Origin of the sequence: Bradyrhizobium archetypum, from assembly GCF_013114835.1 — a bacterium.
Lineage (GTDB): Bacteria > Pseudomonadota > Alphaproteobacteria > Rhizobiales > Xanthobacteraceae > Bradyrhizobium > Bradyrhizobium archetypum.
The window spans coordinates 1-23,271 of sequence record NZ_JAAVLW010000011.1 but is presented as its reverse complement, the minus strand read 5'-3'; the positions used below and the strand labels follow the sequence as shown (position 1 = coordinate 23,271).

Genomic DNA, 23,271 nt, shown 5'->3' with positions numbered 1-23,271 from the left:
CTACAGCTTCGCGTAGTCGATCGGCTGGTGGCGATCGAGCGTGCGCGTGACCGGCGGCAGGGGATATTTAAGTCCTGTCGCGCAATTAAACAGCATCACGCGATCGTTCTTTGCAACACGACCTTCGGCGAGGCTCTGCTTGTAGGCTGCGTAGGTGGCAGCGCCCTCGGGACACAGCAAAAGCCCCTCCTCGCGCGCCACTTCGTTGAGCGCAGCAGAAATCTTCTCGTCCGGGACCGCAATGGCGAACCCCTTGCTCTCGCGGACCGCGCGCAGGATCAGAAAATCTCCGACCGCCTGCGGCACGCGAATGCCGGACGCGATGGTGTGCGCATCTTCCCAGCGCGGCGCATGCTCGGTGCCTGCTTCAAAAGCACGCACCATCGGCGCGCAGCCCGACGCCTGCACCGCGACCATCCGCGGCCGCTTCGGGCCGATGAAGCCGATGGCTTCGAGCTCGGCGAACGCCTTCCACATGCCGATCAGGCCGGTGCCGCCGCCGGTCGGGTAGAAGATCACGTCGGGCATCTCCCAGCCGAGCTGCTCGGCGAGCTCCAGCCCCATCGTCTTCTTGCCTTCGATCCGGTAGGGCTCCTTGAGCGTCGAGGTATCGAACCAGCCGGCCTTGGCCTTGCCCTCGCCGACGATCTTGCCGCAATCGTCGATCAGGCCGTTGACGCGGTAGACGGTGGCGCCCTGCAGCTCGATTTCGCTGACGTTCACCTCCGGCGTGTCGGCCGGGCAGAAAATCGTGGTCTTGATGCCGCAGGACGTCGCGTAGGCCGCGAGCGCGGCGCCAGCATTGCCGTTCGTCGGCATCGCCATGTGCTTGATGCCGAGCGCCTTGCCCATCGACACCGCCATCACGAGGCCTCTGGCCTTGAACGAGCCGGTCGGCAGCCGGCCCTCGTCCTTCACGATGATCTCGCCGCCGCCGAGCTTCTTGGCAAGCTTCGGCAGCCGAATGAGCGGCGTCGTGATCTCGCCGAGGCTGACGATGTCGGAGACCTTCCGCACCGGCAGGAGCTCGCGATAACGCCACATGTCGGCGGGCCGCTCGGCCAGCGCCGCCTTGGTCAGCGCCTTCTTCACGCCTGCGAGATCATAGCGCACCAGCAGCGGCTTGCCGGCCTTGGACAGGTTGTGGATCTGGTCAGCGGGATAATGATCGCCTTCCATCGCGCATTCGAGATGGGTCACGAAGGTCGGGCGTTCGATGGTGAGATTGTCGTTGTCTTTCACGCTTGATTTTCTTTCTTGTTTACGCGGTCTTGAATTCGTCATTGCGAGTAAAGCGAAGCAATCCATCTATCCGCTTGCGGCACAACGGATTGCTTCGTCGCTGTCGCTCCTCGCAATGACGGGACTTAAATATTCAACACCCGGCCATAGGCATCCAGCACGGCTTCCTTCATCATCTCGGACAACGTCGGGTGCGGGAACACCGTGTGCATCAGCTCTTCTTCCGTGGTCTCCAGGTTCATCGCGACCACATAGCCCTGGATCAGCTCGGTCACCTCGGCGCCGATCATATGCGCCCCGAGCAACTGGCCGGTCTTCTTGTCAAAGATCACCTTGACCAGGCCCTGGTCCTCGCCGAGCGCGATCGCCTTGCCGTTGCCGACGAAGGGGAAGCGGCCGACGCGGATCTCGCGCCCAGCCTCCTTCGCTTTCGCTTCCGTCAAGCCGACGGAGGCAATCTGCGGGTGGCAATAGGTGCAGCCGGGAATGAGGTTCTTGTCCATGGCATGCGGATGCAGGCCCTTGATCGCTTCGATGCAGACGACGCCTTCATGCTCGGCCTTGTGCGCCAGCATCGGGGGACCTGCGACGTCGCCGATGGCGTAGATGCCGGGCACGTTGGTCTTGCCGTAGCCGTCGATCACGACGACGCCACGGTCGGTCTTGACGCCGACCTTCTCCAGCCCAAGCCCCTCGACATTGCCGACCACGCCGACCGCCGAAATCACCCGCTCGAACTCGACGGTCTGCGGTTTCTTGCCGTCGTCGATGGTGGCGACCACGCTGTCGGCCTTCTTCTCGAGCTTCGTGACCTTGGTGTTGGAAAGGATCTTAATGCCCTGCTTCTCGAACCGCTTGCGCGCCAGGCCTGCGATCTCGGCGTCCTCGACGGGAAGAATCTGCGGCAGCACCTCGACCACGGTGACGTCGGCACCCATGGTGTGGAAGAAGGATGCGAACTCGATGCCGATCGCGCCGGAGCCGACCACCAGCAGCGATTTCGGCATCCGGTCCGGCACCATCGCCTCGAAATAGGTCCAGACCAGCTTCTTGTCGGGCTCGAGTCCCGGCAGCACGCGCGGGCGCGCGCCGGTGGCGAGGATGATGTGCTTGGCCTGATAGGCGCCGTCGCCTAGCGCGCCTTTTGGCGCCTCGGCAGCGGATTTCTTCACCGTGACCTTGCCGGGCGCTTCGATCGAGGCATCGCCCCAGATCACCGTCACCTTGTTCTTCTTCATCAGGAAGCCGACGCCGTCGTTCAGCCGCTTCGAGACGCCGCGCGAGCGCTGCACCACGGCCTTCGGGTCAAACGAGATCTTCTCGGCGGACAGCCCGTAATCCTTGGCGTGCTGCATGTAGTGAAAGATCTCGGCAGAGCGCAAGAGCGCCTTGGTCGGGATGCAGCCCCAGTTCAGGCAGATGCCGCCGAGATAGGACTTTTCAATGATGGCTGTCTTGAAACCGAGTTGCGCCGAGCGGATCGCGGTGACGTAGCCGCCGGGGCCGGAGCCGATGATGATGACGTCAAAGGAATTGTCGGCCATTGCTTACTCGCTCGCTGTCGTCGTGCGACCGTCACGGTTCTTCCGTCATTGCGAGGAGCCCTTGCGACGCAGCAATCCACCTTGTCGCCGGTGAAAATGGATTGCTTCGCTGCGCTCGCAATGACGGGGGCTATGTCATACGATGGTCACACCATCATCATCACGGGGTTTTCGATCAACTGCTTGAAGGCGCCGATCAGCTCGGCGCCGAGCGCGCCGTCGATGGCGCGGTGATCGCAGGACAGCGTCACGCTCATCATCTGCGCGATCTCGATCTTGCCGTTGCGAACGACCGGGCGCTCCTCGCTGGTGCCGACCGCGAGGATCGTCGCGTGCGGCGGATTGATCACGGCGGTGAAGTGGTTGATGCCGTACATGCCGAGGTTCGACACTGCCGTAGTGCCGCCCTGATATTCCTCCGGCTTGAGTTTTCGCGAGCGCGCCCGCGCGGCAAAATCCTTCATCTCGTTGGAGATCGCCGACAGCGTCTTGGTCTCAGCCTTGCGGATGATCGGCGTGATCAGGCCGCCCGGCATCGCCACCGCGACGCCGACGTCAGAATGCTTGTGCTTGACCATGCCGCTTTCGGTCCAGCTCACGTTGCAGTTCGGGATCTTCTGCAGCGCCACTGCCATCGCCTTGATGACGAAATCATTGACCGAGATCTTGTAGAGCGGCTTCTTTTCCTTGTCCTTCGGCGCCGCCGCATTGATCTCCTCGCGCGCAACCAAAAGCTTGCCGATGTCGCAGTCGATCGTGAGATAGAAATGCGGCACGGTCTGCACGGATGCGGTGAGACGCTGCGCGATGGTGCGGCGCATTCCGTCATGCGGCACGATCTCGTAGGAGCCCTCCTCGAACAGCGCGAGGATCTGCTTGTCCGACATCGACGGCGCGATGCTCGGGCCCGCTGCGGGTGCGGCGGCCGGAGCCTTCAGGCCCTTGCCCGATTTCGCATCTTCGACGTCACGAGCGACGACGCGGCCATGCGGGCCGGAGCCGTTGATGCGCGCAAGATCGATGCCGGCCTCTTTGGCGAGACGGCGGGCGAGTGGCGACGAGAAGATGCGGGCGTGACCATTGCCCTTGGCGGGCGCCGCCGTGGCTTGAGCCGCCGGCGCGGGTGCTGTGGCCGGAGCTGGCGCGGGTGATGGAGCCGGTGCCGCGGCAGGCTTTGGTGCCTCCTTCGGCGCCTCGGCGGGCTTGGATGCAGGCGCGGCGCCCGCGCTGGCGCTGGCCGCCTTCACGTCCTCGCCATCGCCAGCCATGACCGCAATCACGTCGTTGACCGGTACGTCCTGCGTGCCCTCCGGCACCAGGATCTTCGCGATGGTGCCCTCGTCGACCGCCTCGACTTCCATGGTCGCCTTGTCGGTCTCGATCTCCGCGATCACGTCGCCGGACTTGACCTTGTCGCCCTCTTTCTTGAGCCACTTGGCAAGGTTGCCCTTTTCCATCGTCGGCGACAGCGCGGGCATCAGAATGTTGATCGGCATCGTCAGTGACCTTGTTGCGACCGCGGCGTCGTGGAGCCCATGTCGGTCGGCCGGTTGATTTCGGCTTCGAACATATCGACGATGCGCGCCAGCGCCTCGTCCTCGGTATACTCGCTCTCGCGCGCATAGGCGCGGGAGGCGTGGCGGGCGATATCGACCAGCAGGAGGCCCCACATGTCGGGCTCCTCGAAGGCGCGCTGGAACGCGATCGACAGCCCGCCGTCGACCACGAAGGCGCGCAGGACTTCGACGGCGTCGTCGCGGCCGATGACGTCGGGCGGCAGCGGCTGCTCGTTGGGACCGGCCATGGGGACCTACCGATAGGAAACGGCCTTGGCGGCCGCGACCACCTCGGCGACTGACGGCAATGCAAGCTTTTCGAGATTGGCCGCGTAAGGCATCGGCACATCCTTGCCGGAGACACGCGCGACCGGCGCATCCAGATAATCGAAGGCGTGCTCCATGATGCGGGCAGCGACTTCAGCGCCGACGCCGGACTGCTGCCAGCCCTCCTCCACCGTCACGGCGCGGCCGGTCTTCTGCACGGACGCGATGATGGTCTCGGTGTCCATCGGGCGCAGCGTGCGCAGATCGATCACCTCAGCCTCGATACCTTCCTTGGCGAGCTCTTCCGCGGCCTTGAGGGCATAGGTCATGCCCATCGACCAGGAGATGATGGTGACGTCCTTGCCCTTGCGCACCACGCGGGCCTTGCCGATCGGCACGACATAGTCGTCGAGCTTCGGCACCTCGCCGGTGTGGCCGTAGAGCACCTCGTTCTCGAGGAAGATGACGGGGTTGGGATCGCGGATCGCGGCCTTGAGCAGGCCCTTGTAGTCAGCGGCCGAGAACGGCGCGATCACCTTCAGGCCGGGGATTTGCGAGTACCAGGCCGAATAGTCCTGGCTGTGCTGGGCGGCGACGCGGGCGGCGGCGCCGTTCGGACCGCGGAATACGATCGAGCAGCCCATCTGGCCGCCGGACATATAGAGCGTCTTGGCCGCGGAGTTGATAATCTGGTCGATCGCCTGCATGGCGAAGTTGAAGGTCATGAACTCGACGACCGGCTTCAATCCTGCCATTGCAGCGCCGACGCCGACGCCGGCAAAACCGTGCTCGGTAATGGGCGTGTCGATCACGCGGCGTGCGCCGAATTCCTGCAGCAGGCCCTGCGTCACCTTGTAGGCGCCCTGATATTCGGCGACCTCCTCGCCCATGATGAAGACGTCGCCGTCGCGGCGCATCTCTTCGGCCATCGCATCGCGCAGCGCTTCGCGGATGGTCTGGGTGATGAACTCGGTGCCCTCAGGCACTTCCGGCTCGGGCTCGCTCACAGCGGCCGGCGCGGTTGGATGGGCTGCGGCCTTGGGCTGCGGTGCTTCCGCCTTAGCTTCTGCGGGCGGCGCGGACTCCGCGGCCTTGGCAGCGGGCGCCGGCGCCTTCGCGAGATCGGCGGCGTTCTCGCCGTCGGCGAGGATCATCGCGATCGGCGTATTGACGGCGACGTCGGCGGTGCCTTCCGGAATCAAGATCCTGCCGAGCGTGCCCTCATCGGTCGCCTCGACTTCCATCGTCGCCTTGTCAGTCTCGATCTCGGCGATGACGTCGCCGGACTTGATCGGTTCGCCTTCCTTTTTCAGCCATTTGGCGAGGTTGCCCTTTTCCATCGTGGGCGACAGCGCAGGCATCAGAACTTGAATGGGCATGGGGGCTCCGGAAACTTAATCCTCTTGTTGAGCATGATCTTGTCCGAAAACCGGTTTCCACTTTGCACTGACGTGGCCCTCCGGGTGGGGATCATGCTCTGGCTTGCGCTTAGCGGTAGATGTCGGTCCAGAGCTCGGACGGATCGGGCTCGGGATCGCGCTGGGCGAAATCGGCCGACGCGTTGACGATCTCGCGGACCTCGGCGTCGATCTTCTTGAGTTCATCCTCACCGACCTTGGCGGCCAGCAGACGATTGCGCACCTGCTCGATGGGGTCGGACTCGTGGCGGACCTTTTCGACCTCATCACGGGTGCGATACTTCGCAGGATCCGACATCGAGTGGCCGCGGTAGCGGTAGGTCTGCATCTCCAGGATAAAGGGACCGTTGCCGGCGCGGCACCAGGCGACCGCCTCATCCGCAGCGGCCTTGACCGCGCGGACGTCCATGCCATCGACCTGCTTGCCGGGTATGTTGAAGGAGGCGCCACGCTTGGAGAAGTCGGACTGCGCGGACGCGCGCGATACCGAGGTGCCCATGGCGTAGCGGTTGTTCTCGATGACGTAGACGACCGGCAGCTTCCACAACTCCGCCATGTTGAAGCTCTCGTAGACCTGGCCCTGGTTGGCGGCGCCGTCGCCGAAATAGGCGAGCGCGACGTTGTCATTGCCGCGGTAGCGGTTGGCGAACGCCAGGCCCGTGCCGAGCGAGACCTGGGCGCCCACGATGCCGTGGCCGCCGTAGAAATTCTTCTCCATGCTGAACATGTGCATGGAGCCGCCCTTGCCCTTGGAATAGCCGCCGCGACGGCCGGTAAGCTCGGCCATCACGCCTTTGGCGTCCATCCCACAGGCCAGCATGTGGCCATGGTCGCGGTACCCCGTTATGACCTGGTCGCCCTGCTTCAGCGCCATCTGCATCCCGACCACCACGGCCTCCTGGCCGATATAGAGATGGCAGAAGCCGCCAATCGCGCCCATGCCGTAGAGCTGGCCGGCCTTTTCCTCGAAGCGGCGGATCAGCAGCATGTCCCGGAGCGCGGCCAGTTCCTGCGCCTTGGTGAATTCCGGTGGGGACCCGTTTGCCTTCTCCTGCCCTGATTCCTTCACGACGACGCTTTTCTTGGGTGCAGCCATGGCATTTCCGGGTGAGAAAGAGAGATGGATCAGCCCTCTTAGCCCAACTCAAACCGCCGTGAAAGGATTGCGTGCGCTGGAGAAAATATTGCTATGCCGCAGTGCAATGTGGCCCCGACATTTTCGAAATTGATTTCGCGCTTTTTTGAAATTTGCGGACCGACGCCGGCGTCATTGTCCGGCCGACATCGCCGTTTGTGACGGTTAGCTGAATCAGTTCGGCTTGACGATCCGGATCAGATCGCGCGGATTGGCGTAGTCGAGCTGGAAGCGCGCGCGCTCGTCTAGCATGTCGGGATCGACCCGGTCGGAGCGCAACAGCGATACCCGCTGCTCGCCCTGCGCCCGCTCCCGCTTCAGCCGCGCCAATTCCGAAGTCAGGGAAATGATTTCCTGATCGAGCTCCTGGCGCGCGTTCAGACCGTATTTGCCGGTATAGGCATTGACGCCGAAATAGCCGACCATCAGCGCCGCCACCGTGTACAGGGCAAGGCCGGTCAGAATGGATTTCAGTCGGGTGCGGGAGACCATGCGGCCAAGATGCGACGGCCGAGTTAATGGATTCCTAAAGCGGCCAGCATGACCAGCCTCGCCTTCATTGCGAGGAGCGAAAGCGACGAAGCAATCCATCTATCCGCTCTGCCGCGCTGGATTGCTTCGCTTCGCTCGCAATGACGGGGGTGAGAGCGGTTACTTATTCTGCTTCTCAATAAAGGCTGCAAACGCGTCGATATATTGCTGCAGCACCTTCTGCACTGGTTCCTTCACGAGCTCGCCCTTTTCGTTAAAGGCATCGCCGACGCCGTTCAGGTAGATCTCGGGCTGGCCAAGGATCGGACCGGAGATGCCGGGCAGGATGTTCTGCAGATGCTTGGCCGCGTTGACGCCACCGAGCGCGCCCGGGGAATTGCTCACGATACCAACCGGCTTGCCGAGGAATGAGCTCTTGCCATAGGGGCGCGAGCCGACGTCGATTGCGTTCTTCAACACGCCCGGGATCGAGCGGTTGTATTCCGGCGTTATGAACAACACGCCGTTCGATTTTTGCAGCTTCTCGCGGAACGCCAGCCAGTCGGCCGGCGGATTGGCTTCAAGATCCTGGTTGAAGAAGGAAATGCTCTCCAGCGTGGTCACGTCGAGCTTCAGCGAAGCCGGCGCCAGTTTGGCGAGCGCGTTGGCGGTCTTGAGCGAAAAGCCCTCCTTGCGAAGACTGCCGACGATCGTGACGATGGTGTAGGTGGCCATTTATGTATCCCTGTTGCAGCGGAAGCGCCTGCTAACCCTTACGCCAGATTGCCAGAAAGATGCAAGTGCATGGAATAGGCTTGTGGCACCGCTCCAGTCCCTTCGGGGCTCGAAGTGGACGGTTGCCTGAGGTGGGAGCCGGCCTACGGCAAGCAGAACCAGTCATTGCTTGATCCGCGGGCCGGTTGCCTCGCACGCGACGCGCCGCTTGCGCAGGTGCAAAATCCCTTCGAGTTCCTTAAGTCGGAACCGCACGCTTTGCGTCATAGAGCGTACAGACGAAGCCGAGCAACAGGGCTAAGCTTGACGGTCCACGGAGGGCTGGTCATGCGACAGCGAATATCAGCGGAGACGCCAAAGACTCGGTTCGACCTTGCGAAGGCCTATTTGGAATTGCAAAGGATGAGGCGCGCCCTCGAGCTCGAGGAAGCGGCTGTGCATCCAACACGAATACTGCATGCAAAACGAAAGGCGAAGGACTCTCAATCGAAATCACGCCGATAGTTTCGCCTTCGAAAATTCTTTCATAACGCAGGACAGGCCGCACGATAGGGCGGCCTGTTTTATTGAGCATCGCAAACTTCATCCCTTGTTCGGGTTGATCAGGAATTTCTCGCCGGTGGCGCGCTTGTTGTAGACGGCGATGTTGGCAAGCTGCAGCGCTTCCTGCAGCGACACCGTTTGCGTGTAGTGGCTGGCAAAGGTGGTCTTGAGTTCGGAAGCCACGCGCTGGCGCAGGCGGCCGATTTCAGCCGGCCCAATCTTCTGCAGGAACGGCGTCAACAGCCAGCCGCCGACGCCCCAGGTCAGGCCGAACGCCCGGCTCAGTTCGGTCGGACGGTTGTCGAGGCTGCCGTAAATATAGACCTGCTTGTACACATTCGAGCCGTAGCGGCTGTATTCCTTCGCGGTCTTGTTGGCGGCCATCTCCATGGCGGTCAGGATCTGGCTGGCGAGCTTGCCGCCGCCGATGGCATCGAAGGCGATGGTGGCGCCGGTTTCCACCAGCGCGTTGGTCAGATCGTCCATGAACGTGTCGGTCGTGGAATCCACGACATATTTGGCGCCGACCTTCTTCAGGATATCCGCCTGCTCCCTGCTGCGCACGATGTTGACGAGACCGATGCCGTCCTTGATGCAGATCTTGTTGAGCATCTGGCCGAGGTTGGAGGCCGCAGCGGTATGGACCAGCGCCTTGTGATTTTCACGCCGCATGGTTTCGGTCATGCCGAGCGCGGTCAAAGGATTGACGAACCATGACGCGCCGTCGGCAGGCGTGGTGCCGGCCGGCAGTTCCATCACATCCCTCACCTTGATGGTGCGATACTGCGCATACATTGCGCCGCCGATCATCGACACGGTCTTGCCCATCAGCGCCTTGGCCGCGTCCGACGATCCGGTCCGGATCACCACGCCGGCGCCTTCGTTGCCGACCGGCATCGACTGATCGAGCCGCGCCGCCATCATCCGCATCGCCGCATCCGGCATCTTCGCGGTGACGACAGGCGCCTCCGCGGTGCCCGATACCTTGGCGGTTGACATGTCGGCCGGGCCGATCAGAAGGCCGAGATCGGAGGGGTTGATCGGGGTGGCCTCGACACGGACCACGACTTCATCCTCGGCAGGCTCCGGAGTCGGGACATTCACCAGCGAAAGTTCGAGTTCGCCGCTCTGCTTGAGCAGCGAACGCAGTTGAAGACCGCTCGTGCCGTCACTCATCGCTATCCTCCCCCTTGTGCTCGCATCTATCTGGATGCACCGACGCGTTACGCCAAGGCCTTCAATGCCGATTTGCCGGCATATTTCGCCTGCGCGCCAAGCTGCTGCTCGATGCGCAGGAGCTGGTTGTACTTGGCGGTACGGTCGGAGCGGGCCAGCGATCCGGTCTTGATCTGGCCGCAATTGGTGGCGACCGCGAGATCGGCGATGGTGGAATCTTCGGTCTCGCCGGAACGGTGCGACATCACGGAGGTGTAGCCGTATTTGTGCGCGAGCTCGACGGCGGCGAGCGTTTCGGTGAGCGTGCCGATCTGGTTGACCTTGATGAGGATCGAATTGGCGCGGCCGTTCTTGATGCCGTCGGCAAGCCGCTTCACGTTGGTGACAAAGAGATCGTCGCCGACGAGTTGGCACTTCTTGCCGATCAGGTCGGTCAGTTCCTTCCAACCTTCCATGTCGTCTTCCGACATGCCGTCCTCGATGGTCACGATCGGATAGCGCGAGACGAGATCGGCGAGGTATTTCGCCTGCTCGGAACGCGAGCGGGTCTTGTTCTCGCCGCCATAGACGTAAGCGCCGTCCTTGAAGAACTCGGTCGCCGCGCAGTCGAGTCCAAGCATCACGTCGCTGCCCGCCTCGTAGCCGGCTTTGCCGATCGCGCCCATCACGAAATCAAGCGCGGCATCCGCCGACGGCAGGTTCGGCGCAAAGCCGCCCTCGTCGCCGACATTGGTGTTGTGGCCGGCCTTCTTCAATTCGCTCTTCAAGGTGTGAAAGACCTCCGCGCCGCAGCGTAGCGCTTCGGCAAAGGTCGCGGCGCCCACGGGAAGGATCATGAATTCCTGGAAGTCGATCGGATTGTCGGCATGCACGCCGCCATTGATGATGTTCATCATCGGCACCGGCAGCGTCCGCGCCGAGGTGCCGCCGACGTAACGATAGAGCGGCATGTCGAAGGATTCCGCCGCCGCCTTGGCGCAGGCCAGCGAGACGCCGAGGATGGCGTTGGCGCCGAGCCGGCTCTTGTTCGGCGTGCCGTCGAGATCGATCATGATCTGGTCGATGTGGACCTGGTCCTCGACGGCCTGATCGCTGAGCGCTTCGAAGATTTCGCCGTTGACGGCTTCGACCGCTTTGTGCACGCCCTTGCCGAGATAGCGCGCCTTGTCGCCGTCCCGGAGTTCGACGGCCTCATGCGCGCCGGTGGAGGCGCCCGACGGCACCGCCGCACGGCCGATCGAGCCGTCTTCCAGCACCACGTCGACTTCAACGGTGGGATTGCCCCGGCTGTCGAGAATTTCACGGCCAATGATGTCGACGATGGCGGTCATGTCTGCACTTTCCTCAAGTGATAGGTTCGATTTCGGGGGCGTCTTACACGGCAAGCAAGCAAATGTGAACGCTTGACCGCCGGGCTTTTCCGCACCGGCAGCGCTGGTCGGGATAGACTTGCTTCAAGGTTGATATCAGCGTCCAAACCTTCACGTTCACAGGCTGAGGTAACGCAATGAATCGCCGTCAGTTTCTCAGGAACTCCGCCGCCGGAATCCTCGCCGCGCCCGTGCTGCTGCGAAACGCCGCCGCGCAGGAAGGCCCGTTCCGCGTCAAATATTTTCCGATCGAGGCCGGCGTCGGCCTGCATGACGTCACGCCCGCTCGCGATGGCGCGATCTGGTTCACCGGACAGCGCAGTGGAACGCTGGGGCGATTAGACCCACGGGACGGCACGTTCAAGCTGATCAACCTCGGCAAGGGCGCGTCGCCGCATGGTGTCGTCGTCGGACCCGACGGCGCGCCATGGATTACCGAGGGTGGACAGAACGCGATTGCGCGCGTCGACCCCGGCGATCATAAGGTGACGCTGTTCCGCCTGCCCGAAAAGGAGGCTTACGCCAATCTCAACACCGGCGTATTCGACAAGAGCGGCATCTACTGGTTCACCGGCCAGTCCGGCATCTATGGCCGGCTCGATCCGAAATCGGGCGAAATGAAAGTATTCAAGGCGCCGCGCGGCGTCGGCCCTTACGGGATCACGGCCACCCCGAAGGGCGAAGTCTGGTATGCCTCGCTCGCCGGCAATCACATTGCCAAAATCGATCTGTCGAGCGGCCAGGCGACTATAGTCGAACCGTCAACGCCGAAGCAGGGCGCGCGGCGGGTGTGGTCGGACTCGAAGAGCCGGATCTGGGTCAGCGAATGGAACAGCGGCCAAGCGTCGGTGCACGACCCCGCCGACGGCTCCTGGAAGGCATGGAAGCTGCCCGGAAGCAATCCGCGCGCCTATGCGGTCTATGTCGACGACAAGGACAAGGTCTGGCTCACCGATTTCGGCGCCAACGCCATCGTGCGTTTCGATCCCGTGACGGAGAAATTCAACGCATTCCCGAGCGACAAATCGGGCGCGAATGTGCGCCAGCTCGACGGCCGGCCCGGCGAGACCTGGGGCGCTGAATCCGGCAATGACCGCCTGGTCATGATCCAGACGGTTGCCTGAAGTCCTTCTGCGTCCGGTGCTTGCGGACGATGCTTGGCATCGCCGAGGCTGCCCCGCGTCCGGAACACGCCGTCGCCTGGTTGACGAGCGCACCTCGTTGCGGCCATGTCGGCGTTCGCAAAGGACGATTATGATGGCCAAAAAATCTTCATCGAAATCATTGCCTACATCATTGCAGCTCGGCCGCGCCGTGGAATGGCCCGACAGCCCCGAGAAGGCAAAGCTCGACCGCGTGCCCAATCCGCAAGCCGGCACCAATTACCTGGTTCGCTTCACCGCGCCGGAATTTACCTCGATTTGTCCGGTCACGGGCCAGCCGGATTTCGCGCATCTGGTGATCGACTACGTGCCGGGGCAATGGCTCTTGGAATCCAAATCGCTAAAACTCTATGTCGCGAGTTTTCGCAATCACGGCGCCTTTCACGAGGATTGCACCGTCATGATCGGTAAGCGCATATCAGCCGAGATCAAGTCGAAATGGCTTCGCATCGGCGGCTACTGGTATCCGCGTGGCGGCATCCCGATCGACGTGTTCTGGCAGACTGGCAAATTGCCGAAGGACGTGTGGGTGCCAGACCAGGGCGTCGCGCCCTATCGCGGGCGGGGTTGATTCATCGCATGTCTGGCCCTTGAGATCCCATCGGCACCTCGCAACAGCGCCGCTGGTCGATCAAAGGCCAGGATCGAACCAGAAATCATCGGGCAAATCAGTCAGGTTATCCGTGACGCTGGCTGCGCCCGTGAAATCGTCGTCTCGAAAGTACAAGCTGCGCGTAATCAGGACTGGGACGCCGGCAGAGGCCGCTGCAACGAGACCGTTGCGGGAGTCCTCGATGGCCAGGCAAGACACCGCAGGCAGGCCGAGCGCCTCGAGCGCCGCGTGATAGGCATCCGGCTCCGGCTTTTTGTTAGGCACGTCTTCCCCGGCAACGATCACGTCGAAATCCCGATTCCAATCTGGCCCCAGATTTTGCTTCAGCAACGCATCAATATTGTCCCGCGACGTGGTCGTGACGATCGCCAGCCGCAATCGCCCGTCGCGGGCTCGAAGGATCAGGTCGGCTACTCCCGGTCGCAGTCCGCAAGCGCCGCTGGCAATCAGTTCCGCATATCTGCGCGTCTTGAACCGGTGCAGTTCGTTGATGTGGCCGTCCGACAGATCGAACCCCTCCGCCAGCGACTTCCAAAAATACCTGATACGCTCTCTTCCGCCTGCGATCCGCAACAGCTTGCCGTAAGTCGCGACATCCCAGCTCCACGGCAGATCGAAATAGCTGAAAGCTTCATTGAATGCGCGTCGATGAAATTCCTCGGTCTCCGCCATGGTTCCGTCGACGTCGAACATGATGGCTCTGAATCTGTTCAAGCGGGCCTCGCTCCCAGTCGCCGCGTCGCATAAGGCGAAGTATCCGTGCCGGCGTCCATTCGACATCACGAAGCAAAATTGACCCGCGTGCCCCGGAATTGCGACTTTGAAATTCTAATGGGCAGCAAAATTCTTGCTGATGGTGTCCGGCACGCCGAGGGGCTGTTGTCGGCATTGAACGCACGCTCAGGTAGCTCGCTCGGCGCCGCGGCTACATCGGCGCCGCATCCGCCGGTCGCGTCTGGCGCAGCAGTCCGGCACAGACAAGGCCCAACACGATCATCACGGCGCCCGCGGCAAGTAAGGTCGGGACCTTGCCGGCGTGCTGAATGCCGAAGCCATAGGCGATCGGGCCGACGGTCTGGCCCATGAAGAAAAAGAACGCGTGTAGCGATAATGCACTCGCGCGCGCTTCTGCCGACAACTCGCTGGCGAATACCTGGAGGCTGCCGTGGATCATGTAGAATCCCCAGCCCATGAAAATCAGGCTGAGCGTTTGCAGCTTCCATTCCGGCCCCATCGCCACCGCGATGAGCTGTACACCGACCAGCGCCGCTCCTCCGATCATCATGCCGTTGACGCCGATCCTCGGCAGGAGGCGGGACACCGTCAGGGTGTAGAACAGGCCGCCGACGGCGAAGCCCGCGATGACGAAGCCGGCGACCGACAGCGAGGTTTCGCCGAGCTCGAACAGGAACGCCGCAATGAAAGGAAACAGCCCGAGCACACAGCAGCCTTCGATAAAGACCGCCCCATAGCAGATGCGCGCATTCGGATTGCTGAAGATGGTGCGATAGCCTTTGCGGAGCTGTGCAAAGCTGGTCCGCGGCGGGCGCGTCAACGCAGCGCCGCGGAATCCGGCCGCCACCGCGACTGACGATAGCACCACCAATCCCCCGAGCACGGCGAGCACGCCGCGCCAGCCGAGAAAGTCGCCGATCAGGCCCGCCGCCGATGCCCCCAGGATATTGCCGGTCATGGCGCCGGCCAACGTGCGGCCGATTGCGACCTGGCGCTTGTCAGGACCGACGAGATCGCTGGTCAGGCTGAGCGCCACCGGAAACACGCCGCCGGAGCCGATGCCGGCGAGAATCCGCGAGGCGAACAGCATCGAAAACGACGTCGACTTCGAGCCCAGGATGTGGGCGAAGCCAAGCAGCACCAGGCAGACGATCATCAACCGCGCCTTGCCGAACAGATCGGCCATGGCGCCGAGCACCGGCTGGATGATGGCAAAGGTGAAGGCGAAGGCGGCTGAGAAACTCGCGGCGGTCGCGATGCTGACGGAGAATTCCTCGGCGACATGCGGCAACACCGGATCGAGCGCGCGGGCGGACAGGCTTGCCGAAAAGGTCGCGAGCGCAATGATATTGAGCGCCGGCGGCATGCCGCTGCCGGCGATCACGGCGCGGCGTTCTTGGCCAGCGCGTCAAAACCCATCAGCCGCTTCACCAGGACTTCGAACTCGCGCAGCGGCACCATGTTGGGGCCGTCCGACGGGGCATGATCGGGATCGGGATGGGTCTCGATGAACACGCCGGCAACGCCGACCGCGACCGCGGCGCGCGCCAGCACGGGGACGAATTCGCGCTGGCCTCCGGAGGAGGTGCCCTTCCCGCCCGGCTGCTGGACGGAATGGGTGGCGTCGAAAATGACGGGCGCGCCTGTCGTCTGCGCCATGATCGGCAGCGCACGCATGTCCGACACCAGCGTATTGTAACCGAACGACGCGCCGCGTTCGGTGACCAGCACATTGGGATTACCGCTGCCGGTGATCTTGCCGACGACATTGGCCATGTCCCATGGCGCGAGGAACTGCCCCTTCTTGACGTTGACCGCCTTCCCCGTCGCAGCGGCCGCGAGCAGCAGGTCGGTCTGCCGGCACAGGAACGCCGGGATCTGCAGCACGTCCACCGCCTGCGCGGCTTCCGCGCATTGCGCCGGCTCGTGCACGTCGGTGAGCACGGGAAGACCGAGCGAGGAACGTATCTCGGCGAAAACGGGCAACGCCTGTTCCAGGCCAACGCCGCGCGCCGCCGAGCCCGAGGTGCGGTTGGCCTTGTCGAAGGAGGTCTTGTAGACGAGGCCCACGCCGAGGCGGCCGGCGATCTCCTTCAGCGCGCTCGCCACTTCGAGCGCATGCGCCCGGCTTTCGAGCTGACAGGGACCGGCAATGATCGACATCGGCAGGTCGTTGCCGAATTTGACCGGCCCTACCGAGACCACCGGGGCTGCTTTGAGGTTCGCGTTCAAGGGATTTTCCTTTACGTCAGGCGCGGACCATGCCGGTCCGCGCCGTCAGGATCAACCCCGTTTAACCCCTGAATATCTGGGTTGCGCGAGTGGCTATTTTACCGCGGAGAACGGCGTCGGCACGAGGAGCTGGCTGACGATGTTGTCGATGATCTGACCGTCCTCTTCGCTTTTGGCGCGGCCGGCGATCCAGTCCGGATCGCTCTGGAACGCAGTCCATTTCTTCTCGCGCTCGGCTAGCGAATCCCAGGCGATGAAATAGGTCAGTTCCTGATTGGATGTGCCGATCAGCGTGGTGTAGAAGCCCGCCTGCTTGATGCCGTGCTTGTCCCACAGCTTCAGCGTCAGCGTATCGAACCGCTTCATCAGCGCCGGCAACCGGCCCGGCAGACAGCGATAGACGCGCATTTCCATGATCATCGACTTTGCTCCCAAAAGATATTGTTCTTGCAGGTCACGGGAGCGGTTTGTCGCAACAATTGGCGCGTTCGTCAAAGGCCGCAGCCGCAGCAGGTCTACACCAGCCGGCTCTGCGCCATCGCCGCCTGAATGAATGACGCAAACAGAGGATGCGGTTCAAAAGGCCGCGACTTCAGCTCGGGATGGAATTGCACGCCGATGAACCAGGGATGGTCCTCGTATTCGACGATTTCGGGCAGCACGCCGTCGGGCGACAATCCCGAGAAGCGCAGCCCGTGCTGTTCGAGGCGGTCCTTGTAGGCCGTATTGACCTCGTAGCGGTGGCGATGGCGCTCGGAAATCTCGAGCGCGCCGCCATAGACTTCGGAGACGCGGCTGCCGCGCTTCAGCGTGGCCGGATACGCGCCGAGTCGCATCGTGCCGCCGAGATCGCCGCCCCTGGTGCGCTTCTCCAGCTCGTTGCCGCGCAGCCATTCCGTCATCAGGCCGACCAGCGGCTCCTTCGTCGGGCCGAACTCGGTGGAGTTGGCGTCCTCGATGCCGACGAGATTGCGGGCGGCCTCGATCACCGCCATCTGCATTCCGAAGCAGATGCCGAAATACGGCACGTCGCGCTCGCGCGCGAATTGCGCCGCGCGGATCTTGCCTTCGGCGCCGCGCTGGCCGAAGCCGCCGGGCACCAGGATGCCGTTGACGTGTTCGAGGAACGGCGCCGGGTCCTCGTTCTCGAACACCTCGCTCTCGATCCAGTCGAGATTGACCTTCACCTTGTTGGCGATGCCACCATGCGAGAGCGCCTCGATCAGCGATTTATAGGCGTCCTTCATGCCGGTATATTTGCCGACGATGGCAATGGTCACCGCGCCTTCCGGGTTGCGCACCCGCTCGTTGATGACGTTCCAGCTCTGCAGCGCCGGCGGAATTTTTGGCTGAATGCCAAACGCGGCCAGCACCTCGTCGTCGAGGCCGGCGGCATGATAGGCCTCCGGCACGGCGTAGATGTTGTCGACGTCCCTCGCCTCGATCACGGCGCTTTCGCGCACGTTACAGAACAGGCCGAGCTTGCGCCGTTCTTCCTTCGGGATCTCGCGATCGGTGCGGCAGAGCAAAATATCCGGCTGGATGCCGATCGAACGCAGCTCCTTCACCGAGTGTTGGGTCGGCTTGGTCTTCAGTTCACCGGCGCTTGGAATGTAAGGCAGCAGTGTTAGATGGATGTAGACGGCATGATCGCGCGGCAGTTCGTTCTTGAGCTGGCGGATCGCCTCGAAGAACGGCAGGCCCTCGATGTCGCCGACGGTGCCGCCGATTTCGACCAGTACGAAATCAAATTCGTCGTTGCCGGAGAGAACGAATTCCTTGATCGCGTTGGTGACGTGCGGAACGACCTGGATGGTCGCGCCGAGATAGTCGCCGCGGCGCTCCTTGCTGATGATGTCCTGGTAGATGCGCCCGGTGGTGATGTTGTCGGCCTTGGTGGCCGGACGCCCGGTGAACCGCTCGTAATGACCGAGATCGAGATCGGTCTCGGCGCCGTCATCGGTCACGAATACCTCGCCGTGCTGATACGGCGACATCGTTCCGGGATCCAGGTTGAGATAGGGATCGAGTTTGCGGAGACGGACCTTGTACCCGCGAGCCTGCAGCAGGGCACCGAGTGCCGCTGAAGCCAGACCCTTGCCGAGCGAAGAAACCACGCCGCCGGTGATGAATATGTACCGCGCCATGGGATTCTACCTTTAAGGCCACTGCCCCGATTCTCCAAAACGAATCGCATGCGCGGGCAAACATTTTGCCAGGCTGTGGGTGACGTTAAATTTTAAGCGATTTCAGAGCATTGATGGGAAGTTCTGATGCAGGACGGTAGAGGCCGCCCTGCATGGCCACCCTGCTTTATTGCGAACGCGGCGCCTGCGGGCCCGACTGGCCCTGCTGTTCATCCACCTTCTTGAGCGTATCAAGCACGCCGCCGGAGGTCGGAGGGGCGACCGGCGTCGCGCCGCCCGGCTGCGACTGCGTCGCCGGCGCGGTGCCGAGGATCGAAGCCGGCTTGCGATCGATGCCCGCCATCCATGCCAGTGCCATGCTGGTCAGAAAGAAAAGTCCCGCCAGGACCGCCGTGGTCCGCGTCAGCAGATTGGCGGTGCCGCGGCTCGACATGAAGCCGGCGCCGCCGCCCATGCCGAGCCCGCCGCCTTCTGATTTCTGCAGCAGCACGGCGCCGATCAGCACGGCGACGATCATGAGGTGAACGACGATAATGACGGTCTGCATCTCAAAACCTTCCGTCACAAGCGAAGAGCGCCGGGCTTCGGCTGCAGCAAGAGCTTGCGGGTTTTCCTGAAGTTGCGCGGTGTTACACGATCGGACGGGGCATTGTCACCCCCAACCGCTGCCACGGAGATAATTGCCGCAGGCCTAAGGACAAGGCTAGCCCACCTCTCGCCGGACCGTTCACATCCGGACTTGAGGTTACGCCAGTTTCTCATATAATAGACGAATGGATACTTTAGTAGACGACCTGAGTACCCGGCTCGCCCTCCGTCTGCGGCTTGAGCGGGACAGCCGCGGCTGGTCGCTGGCCGACCTCGCCGAACGCTCCGGGGTTTCCAAGGCGACCATCAGCAAGATCGAGCGCGCCGAGGTCAGTCCGACCGCGGTGGTGCTGGTACGCCTCGCCAGCGCCTTCGATCTCACCCTCGCCGGCCTGATGCTGCGCGCCGAAGGCCTGGGCGACCGCCTTTCGCGCGCGGCCGATCAGCCGGAGTGGCGCGATCCCGAAACCGGCTATCTGCGCCGCCAGGTGTTCAACCGTCCCGATCACCCGATCGAGATCATCAAGGTCGAGATGCCGGCAAAGCAGCGCGTGACGCTGCCAGCCTCGTCCTACGCCCACATCCGCCAGGTGCTCTGGGTGTTGTCAGGCGCGCTCGTGCTGATCGATGGCGGCGAGCGCCACGAACTGCGCGCCGGCGACTGCCTCGGCTTCGGGCCGCCGGCCGAAGTGACGTTTGCCAACGAGAGCGCCGCGCCCTGCACCTACGTCGTGGCGCTTGCCCGGAGCTGAGCCGATGCTGGATATCGCCCGCAACAACGCCGCGACCGAACCAGCAAGCGCCGACGATCCGATGCCCGCCGGCCATAATGGCGGTCCGCCCCTCGAGGAGGAGCACACGCCGGAATGGGGTCATGGCGGCATCGGCAATTACTTCTACTGGAAGGCGGCGCATCGCGCGGCCTGGCACAATCCCTCGCCAGGCATCGTCGCGTTTCGCATCCAAAAAGCCGAGCGGCTGGGCCTCAGCTACGAAGAATACACGCTGGAAATTCTCGAACGCGGGCGGCACCTGCAGATCGAGGATGTCGAACGCATCGCAGAGATCAAGCGGGCGCGCGTCCGCCGCGCCGTCCATCAACGAAGCTGAACCTTACGGAAGCCATCCTCATGCTCGCGTCGCATATTCAGATCAAAGCCTTGAAGCCTTCGCCCGAAAATTGCGCGATGCTCAGCGACTTACTGATTGAAACCGTGGCGAATGGCGGCTCCGTCAGCTTCATGCATCCGCTGTCCGAGAAGGCTGCCGAAGCGTTCTGGTCCAACTCGCTCAACGCAGCAGACCGCGGCGAGCGGATCATCCTCGGCGCCTTCGACGGCGAGAGGCTGATCGGGACGGTCACGCTTTTGCTCGATCTTCCGCCGAACCAGCCGCACCGCGCCGAGATCGCCAAGATGATGACCCGCGTCAGCCATCGCCACCGCGGCGTCGCCACGGCACTATTGCGCGAGGCCGAGCGGCTCGCGATCGCGCATAAGCGCTGGCTATTGGTGCTCGATACTGCCGAGGATGAGGGCGCGGCGGGACTGTACGAGCGGGTGGGATTCAAGCTGACCGGCGTGATACCGGACTACGCATTCAAACCCCGTGGCGGGCTGACGGGCACGCTGATCTACTGGAAGCGGTTGCAGCAGAGCGTGCCCGCTTGAGAGCTTTAAAGTGACGCGTTTTCTTGACGCGAACCGGTCCCCACTTCGCTCGCAAACGCTCTAACACGCCTCCGCAATCGCCAGGAAATCCACAGCCTTCAGGCTGGCGCCGCCGACCAGCGCGCCGTTGACGTCGGTAACCGCCATCAGTTCCGCCGCGTTCGAGGGCTTGACCGATCCGCCATAGAGGATCCGGATTTGGCTACCTGCCGCCTTAAATCGGCTGGCGAGAACCCCGCGGATAAAGCGGTGAACTTGCTCGACATCCTTCGGGGTCGGCGTCAGCCCGGTGCCGATCGCCCAGACCGGCTCATAGGCCACCACGAGATTGGCCGCCGTTGCACCGTCCGGCAACGAGCCTGCGAGCTGTGTGCCGCAGACGTCCAGCGTCTGGCCGGCATCGCGCTGCTTCTGGGTCTCGCCGATGCAGACGATCGCGGTCAGCCCCGCCCGCCAAACTGCTTCCGCCTTCTGGCGGACCACCGCGTCGGTCTCGCCATGATCGGCACGCCGCTCCGAATGGCCGACGATGATGGCGCTGGCGCCGGCATCCGCCAGCATTTCCGCCGACAGATCGCCGGTATGGGCGCCGGAGGCCTTGGCGTGGCAATCCTGGGCTCCGACGGCGAGCTTTGAACCGAGCGCCTTGTCGGCGAAACCGGCAATCAAGGTCGCGGGGGGGCAGACCAGCAGGTCGGCCTTGCCGACCAGCGCCCCCGCGCCAGCGATCATGGCTTCGAATTCACCCAGGGAAGACTTCAGGCCGTTCATTTTCCAGTTGCCGGCGATCAGCGGCCGGATGGCGTCGGTCATGTCGATTGTCCCGCAAATGTCAGCGTTCTAGCTGGGCTAGCAGAGGCCCGCGGCCAGTTCCAGATACCGGTGCGGCGATCCCCAGCCGTTAACCGCTTCAATTGGCCCGCGCGGGCGAGGTTGCGACGGGGGCGCGGCCACTTTATGATGCGTTTTCAACTCGGTGACGCCTTGTTGTGGAATTCGGTACGAAATCGAATTCCCCTGGGCACGACCCGGTTCCCCTCTCCTGAAAAACAAGTTGGACCCATGCTTCGAGGAATGCGGAAAGCCTCATCAAACTGGCTCGGCAAGATTGTCATGGCCACCGTGATGGGCGTTTTGATTGTCAGTTTCGCAGTGTGGGGCATTGCCGACATCTTCAAGGGGTTTGGCCAGTCGTCGCTCGCAAAGGTTGGCCGCACCGAGATTTCGACCGACCAGTTCCGCCAGATCTACACGGAAAAGCTGCAGCAGCTCGGCCGCACGTTCGGCCGTCCCGTGACCTCGGAACAGGCCCGCGCTTTCGGGATCGACCGGCAGGTGCTGCAACAGACCATCGCCGAAGCTGCGCTGGATGAGGAAGCCCGGCGCATGGGGCTTGCCCAGTCGCAGGAAGAGACGATGCGGCTGATATACAGCGATCCCAATTTCAAGGGCCTGGGCGGCAATTTCGACCCGGCGCGCTTTCAGGCCACGATCCGCCAGTTCGGCTACACCGAGCAGCGCTATCTCAACGAGCAGCGGCGCGTCGGCCTGCGGCGCCAGATCGCCGGCACCGTGTCGGCCGGGGTGGAGCCGCCGAAGGTCATGGTCGACGTCCTAACCCGTTTCCAGAACGAGCAGCGTTCGATGGAGTACGTCAAGCTCGACGCCGCGCAGGCCGGCACGATTGATCCGCCCTCGCCCGAGGCACTGGCAGCCTATTTCGAGGACCGCAAGATCCAGTTCCGCGCGCCCGAATACCGCAAGCTGTCCTTTGTCGTGATCAGCCCCGAAGAGATCGGCAAATGGACCGAGGTCTCCGACGAGGACGCGAAGAAGATTTTCGAGCAGCGCCGCGACCAGCTCGGCACCCCGGAAAAACGCGAAGTATCGCAGATGTTTTTTCCGAACGAAGGCGAGGCGCAGGCTGCGCGCAGCCGCATCACGTCGGGCACGTCGTTCGACGACGTCGCCAAGGAACGCAATCTCAATCTGGCCGACGTCGATCTCGGCATGATCACAAAGAACGCGATCATCGATCCGGCGATTGCTGATGCGGCGTTCTCGCTGCAGTCGGGCGAAGTCAGCCAACCGGTGCAGGGCCGCTTCGGCGTCGCCCTGGTCAAGGTCGGCAAGATCGAGCCGGGCGTGACGCCGACCTATGAAAGTGTCGCAGCCCAAGTGAAGAAGCAAATCGCGACCGAGCGCGCGCGTGCCAAGATGACCGAAATCCAGAACAAGATGGAAGACGAGCGCAGCGGCGGTGCCAATGTCGTCGAGGCTTCGCAGAAGCTCGGTCTGACCCCGATCACGATCGAGGCTGTCGATCGCTCCGGCCGCGCGCCCGACGGCCAGCCGGTGGCAAACATTCCGCGCGGCCTCGACGTGGTCTCGCAGGCCTTCAACAGCGATGTCGGCGTCGACAACGAACCGATCCAGTTTGCCGGCGGCTATGTCTGGTACGACGTGCTCGGCATCACGCCCTCGCGCGAGCGGCCGCTCGACGAAGTCCGCAGCCAGGTCGAGGCGAAATGGCGCGAAGACCAGATTTCGAACCGGCTGCGCGCGAAGGCGACCGAGATGGTGCAGAAGGTCGAGCAAGGCAGCAGCCTCGCCACCGAGGCGGCAGCGGTCGGATCGAAGGTCGAGACCGCGACCGGTTTCCGCCG

The 23,271-nt window shown here is 63.1% G+C and carries 23 protein-coding genes; 6 read left to right on the top strand and 17 right to left on the bottom strand.

The window, feature by feature from the left end; all coding sequences use genetic code 11:
* The 10 genes from HCN50_RS29175 to eno all read right to left on the bottom strand — a co-directional run bounded on the left by HCN50_RS29175 (nt 1) and on the right by eno (nt 11,418).
* On the bottom strand, nt 1-1,242 hold the full coding sequence (locus HCN50_RS29175) for a threonine synthase (RefSeq protein WP_171713330.1): 1,242 nt from the start codon (nt 1,240-1,242) through the stop codon (nt 1-3).
* A 125-nt stretch (nt 1,243-1,367) separates the two neighbouring features.
* Nucleotides 1,368-2,786 carry a dihydrolipoyl dehydrogenase gene (lpdA, locus tag HCN50_RS29170; RefSeq protein WP_171713329.1) on the bottom strand — a complete coding sequence of 473 codons (1,419 nt, stop codon included), beginning with the start codon at nt 2,784-2,786 and terminating at the stop codon, nt 1,368-1,370.
* Between the two features lie 146 nt (nt 2,787-2,932).
* Nucleotides 2,933-4,282, bottom strand: coding sequence for a pyruvate dehydrogenase complex dihydrolipoamide acetyltransferase (locus HCN50_RS29165; RefSeq protein ID WP_171713328.1), 1,350 nt, complete (start codon nt 4,280-4,282; stop codon nt 2,933-2,935).
* Nucleotides 4,283-4,284: 2 nt separating this feature from the next.
* Nucleotides 4,285-4,590 (bottom strand): DUF5076 domain-containing protein, encoded by a 306-nt coding sequence (locus tag HCN50_RS29160; RefSeq protein WP_171713327.1) that lies wholly within the window; start codon nt 4,588-4,590, stop codon nt 4,285-4,287.
* A gap of 6 nt (nt 4,591-4,596) precedes the next feature.
* Entirely contained in the window at nt 4,597-5,988 is a 1,392-nt protein-coding gene (locus HCN50_RS29155; protein WP_171713326.1) for a pyruvate dehydrogenase complex E1 component subunit beta, read from the bottom strand.
* Nucleotides 5,989-6,097: 109 nt separating this feature from the next.
* Entirely contained in the window at nt 6,098-7,123 is a 1,026-nt protein-coding gene (pdhA, locus tag HCN50_RS29150) for a pyruvate dehydrogenase (acetyl-transferring) E1 component subunit alpha (protein ID WP_171713325.1), read from the bottom strand.
* Between the two features lie 213 nt (nt 7,124-7,336).
* Entirely contained in the window at nt 7,337-7,654 is a 318-nt protein-coding gene (locus HCN50_RS29145) for an FtsB family cell division protein (protein ID WP_171713324.1), read from the bottom strand.
* 159 nt (nt 7,655-7,813) lie between these two features.
* Complete coding sequence (locus HCN50_RS29140; protein ID WP_171713323.1) at nt 7,814-8,368, bottom strand: NADPH-dependent FMN reductase; 555 nt, start codon at nt 8,366-8,368, stop codon at nt 7,814-7,816.
* 582 nt (nt 8,369-8,950) lie between these two features.
* Nucleotides 8,951-10,087 carry a zinc-binding dehydrogenase gene (locus tag HCN50_RS29135; RefSeq protein WP_171713322.1) on the bottom strand — a complete coding sequence of 379 codons (1,137 nt, stop codon included), beginning with the start codon at nt 10,085-10,087 and terminating at the stop codon, nt 8,951-8,953.
* A gap of 47 nt (nt 10,088-10,134) precedes the next feature.
* A complete protein-coding gene (eno, locus tag HCN50_RS29130; protein ID WP_171713321.1) occupies nt 10,135-11,418 on the bottom strand; it encodes a phosphopyruvate hydratase in 1,284 nt (427 codons plus the stop codon).
* Between the two features lie 176 nt (nt 11,419-11,594).
* Between eno and HCN50_RS29125 the strand changes: the two genes are divergently transcribed.
* Together HCN50_RS29125 and queF are read left to right on the top strand one after the other, a co-directional pair.
* Nucleotides 11,595-12,581, top strand: a complete 987-nt coding sequence (locus HCN50_RS29125) for a Vgb family protein (protein WP_171713320.1) — start codon at nt 11,595-11,597, stop codon at nt 12,579-12,581.
* 133 nt (nt 12,582-12,714) lie between these two features.
* Nucleotides 12,715-13,191 (top strand): preQ(1) synthase, encoded by a 477-nt coding sequence (gene queF, locus HCN50_RS29120; RefSeq protein WP_171713319.1) that lies wholly within the window; start codon nt 12,715-12,717, stop codon nt 13,189-13,191.
* 60 nt (nt 13,192-13,251) lie between these two features.
* Here the strand turns inward: queF and HCN50_RS29115 are convergent, their stop codons facing one another.
* The 6 genes from HCN50_RS29115 to secG form a co-directional block, all read right to left on the bottom strand.
* A complete protein-coding gene (locus HCN50_RS29115) occupies nt 13,252-13,947 on the bottom strand; it encodes an HAD family hydrolase (RefSeq protein ID WP_171713318.1) in 696 nt (231 codons plus the stop codon).
* A gap of 211 nt (nt 13,948-14,158) precedes the next feature.
* On the bottom strand, nt 14,159-15,334 hold the full coding sequence (locus HCN50_RS29110; protein ID WP_171713498.1) for an MFS transporter: 1,176 nt from the start codon (nt 15,332-15,334) through the stop codon (nt 14,159-14,161).
* 14 nt (nt 15,335-15,348) lie between these two features.
* The gene (kdsA, locus tag HCN50_RS29105) at nt 15,349-16,200 is read right to left on the bottom strand and encodes a 3-deoxy-8-phosphooctulonate synthase (protein WP_171713317.1); all 852 of its coding nucleotides are present in this window, start codon (nt 16,198-16,200) and stop codon (nt 15,349-15,351) included.
* A 93-nt stretch (nt 16,201-16,293) separates the two neighbouring features.
* Nucleotides 16,294-16,620 (bottom strand): NIPSNAP family protein, encoded by a 327-nt coding sequence (locus HCN50_RS29100; protein ID WP_171713316.1) that lies wholly within the window; start codon nt 16,618-16,620, stop codon nt 16,294-16,296.
* A 95-nt stretch (nt 16,621-16,715) separates the two neighbouring features.
* The gene (gene pyrG, locus HCN50_RS29095; protein ID WP_171713315.1) at nt 16,716-18,347 is read right to left on the bottom strand and encodes a CTP synthase; all 1,632 of its coding nucleotides are present in this window, start codon (nt 18,345-18,347) and stop codon (nt 16,716-16,718) included.
* 166 nt (nt 18,348-18,513) lie between these two features.
* A complete protein-coding gene (gene secG / locus HCN50_RS29090; protein WP_171713314.1) occupies nt 18,514-18,894 on the bottom strand; it encodes a preprotein translocase subunit SecG in 381 nt (126 codons plus the stop codon).
* Between the two features lie 226 nt (nt 18,895-19,120).
* Between secG and HCN50_RS29085 the strand changes: the two genes are divergently transcribed.
* The 3 genes from HCN50_RS29085 (at nt 19,121) to HCN50_RS29075 (ending at nt 20,605) form a co-directional block, all read left to right on the top strand.
* The gene (locus HCN50_RS29085) at nt 19,121-19,687 is read left to right on the top strand and encodes a helix-turn-helix domain-containing protein (RefSeq protein WP_171713313.1); all 567 of its coding nucleotides are present in this window, start codon (nt 19,121-19,123) and stop codon (nt 19,685-19,687) included.
* A 4-nt stretch (nt 19,688-19,691) separates the two neighbouring features.
* Nucleotides 19,692-20,045, top strand: coding sequence for a hypothetical protein (locus tag HCN50_RS29080; protein WP_311968244.1), 354 nt, complete (start codon nt 19,692-19,694; stop codon nt 20,043-20,045).
* Nucleotides 20,046-20,122: 77 nt separating this feature from the next.
* The gene (locus HCN50_RS29075) at nt 20,123-20,605 is read left to right on the top strand and encodes a GNAT family N-acetyltransferase (RefSeq protein ID WP_235977289.1); all 483 of its coding nucleotides are present in this window, start codon (nt 20,123-20,125) and stop codon (nt 20,603-20,605) included.
* Between the two features lie 60 nt (nt 20,606-20,665).
* Here the strand turns inward: HCN50_RS29075 and tpiA are convergent, their stop codons facing one another.
* On the bottom strand, nt 20,666-21,418 hold the full coding sequence (gene tpiA / locus HCN50_RS29070; protein ID WP_171713311.1) for a triose-phosphate isomerase: 753 nt from the start codon (nt 21,416-21,418) through the stop codon (nt 20,666-20,668).
* A 249-nt stretch (nt 21,419-21,667) separates the two neighbouring features.
* Between tpiA and HCN50_RS29065 the strand changes: the two genes are divergently transcribed.
* Nucleotides 21,668-23,271, top strand: a 1,604-nt coding sequence (locus tag HCN50_RS29065) for a peptidylprolyl isomerase (RefSeq protein ID WP_171713310.1), incomplete at its 3' end; no start/stop codon positions are given.

Bases quoted from the DNA above. Each gene is read 5' to 3' on its own strand.
- lpdA (WP_171713329.1), bottom strand. From the start codon at position 2,786: ATGGCCGACAATTCCTTTGACGTCATCATCATCGGCTCCGGCCCCGGC.
- HCN50_RS29165 (WP_171713328.1), bottom strand. From the start codon at position 4,282: ATGCCGATCAACATTCTGATGCCCGCGCTGTCGCCGACGATGGAAAAG.
- HCN50_RS29160 (WP_171713327.1), bottom strand. From the start codon at position 4,590: ATGGCCGGTCCCAACGAGCAGCCGCTGCCGCCCGACGTCATCGGCCGC.
- HCN50_RS29155 (WP_171713326.1), bottom strand. From the start codon at position 5,988: ATGCCCATTCAAGTTCTGATGCCTGCGCTGTCGCCCACGATGGAAAAG.
- pdhA (WP_171713325.1), bottom strand. From the start codon at position 7,123: ATGGCTGCACCCAAGAAAAGCGTCGTCGTGAAGGAATCAGGGCAGGAG.
- HCN50_RS29145 (WP_171713324.1), bottom strand. From the start codon at position 7,654: ATGGTCTCCCGCACCCGACTGAAATCCATTCTGACCGGCCTTGCCCTG.
- HCN50_RS29140 (WP_171713323.1), bottom strand. From the start codon at position 8,368: ATGGCCACCTACACCATCGTCACGATCGTCGGCAGTCTTCGCAAGGAG.
- HCN50_RS29135 (WP_171713322.1), bottom strand. From the start codon at position 10,087: ATGAGTGACGGCACGAGCGGTCTTCAACTGCGTTCGCTGCTCAAGCAG.
- eno (WP_171713321.1), bottom strand. From the start codon at position 11,418: ATGACCGCCATCGTCGACATCATTGGCCGTGAAATTCTCGACAGCCGG.
- HCN50_RS29125 (WP_171713320.1), top strand. From the start codon at position 11,595: ATGAATCGCCGTCAGTTTCTCAGGAACTCCGCCGCCGGAATCCTCGCC.
- queF (WP_171713319.1), top strand. From the start codon at position 12,715: ATGGCCAAAAAATCTTCATCGAAATCATTGCCTACATCATTGCAGCTC.
- HCN50_RS29110 (WP_171713498.1), bottom strand. From the start codon at position 15,334: ATGCCGCCGGCGCTCAATATCATTGCGCTCGCGACCTTTTCGGCAAGC.
- HCN50_RS29100 (WP_171713316.1), bottom strand. From the start codon at position 16,620: ATGATCATGGAAATGCGCGTCTATCGCTGTCTGCCGGGCCGGTTGCCG.
- pyrG (WP_171713315.1), bottom strand. From the start codon at position 18,347: ATGGCGCGGTACATATTCATCACCGGCGGCGTGGTTTCTTCGCTCGGC.
- secG (WP_171713314.1), bottom strand. From the start codon at position 18,894: ATGCAGACCGTCATTATCGTCGTTCACCTCATGATCGTCGCCGTGCTG.
- HCN50_RS29085 (WP_171713313.1), top strand. From the start codon at position 19,121: ATGGATACTTTAGTAGACGACCTGAGTACCCGGCTCGCCCTCCGTCTG.
- HCN50_RS29080 (WP_311968244.1), top strand. From the start codon at position 19,692: ATGCTGGATATCGCCCGCAACAACGCCGCGACCGAACCAGCAAGCGCC.
- HCN50_RS29075 (WP_235977289.1), top strand. From the start codon at position 20,123: ATGCTCAGCGACTTACTGATTGAAACCGTGGCGAATGGCGGCTCCGTC.
- tpiA (WP_171713311.1), bottom strand. From the start codon at position 21,418: ATGACCGACGCCATCCGGCCGCTGATCGCCGGCAACTGGAAAATGAAC.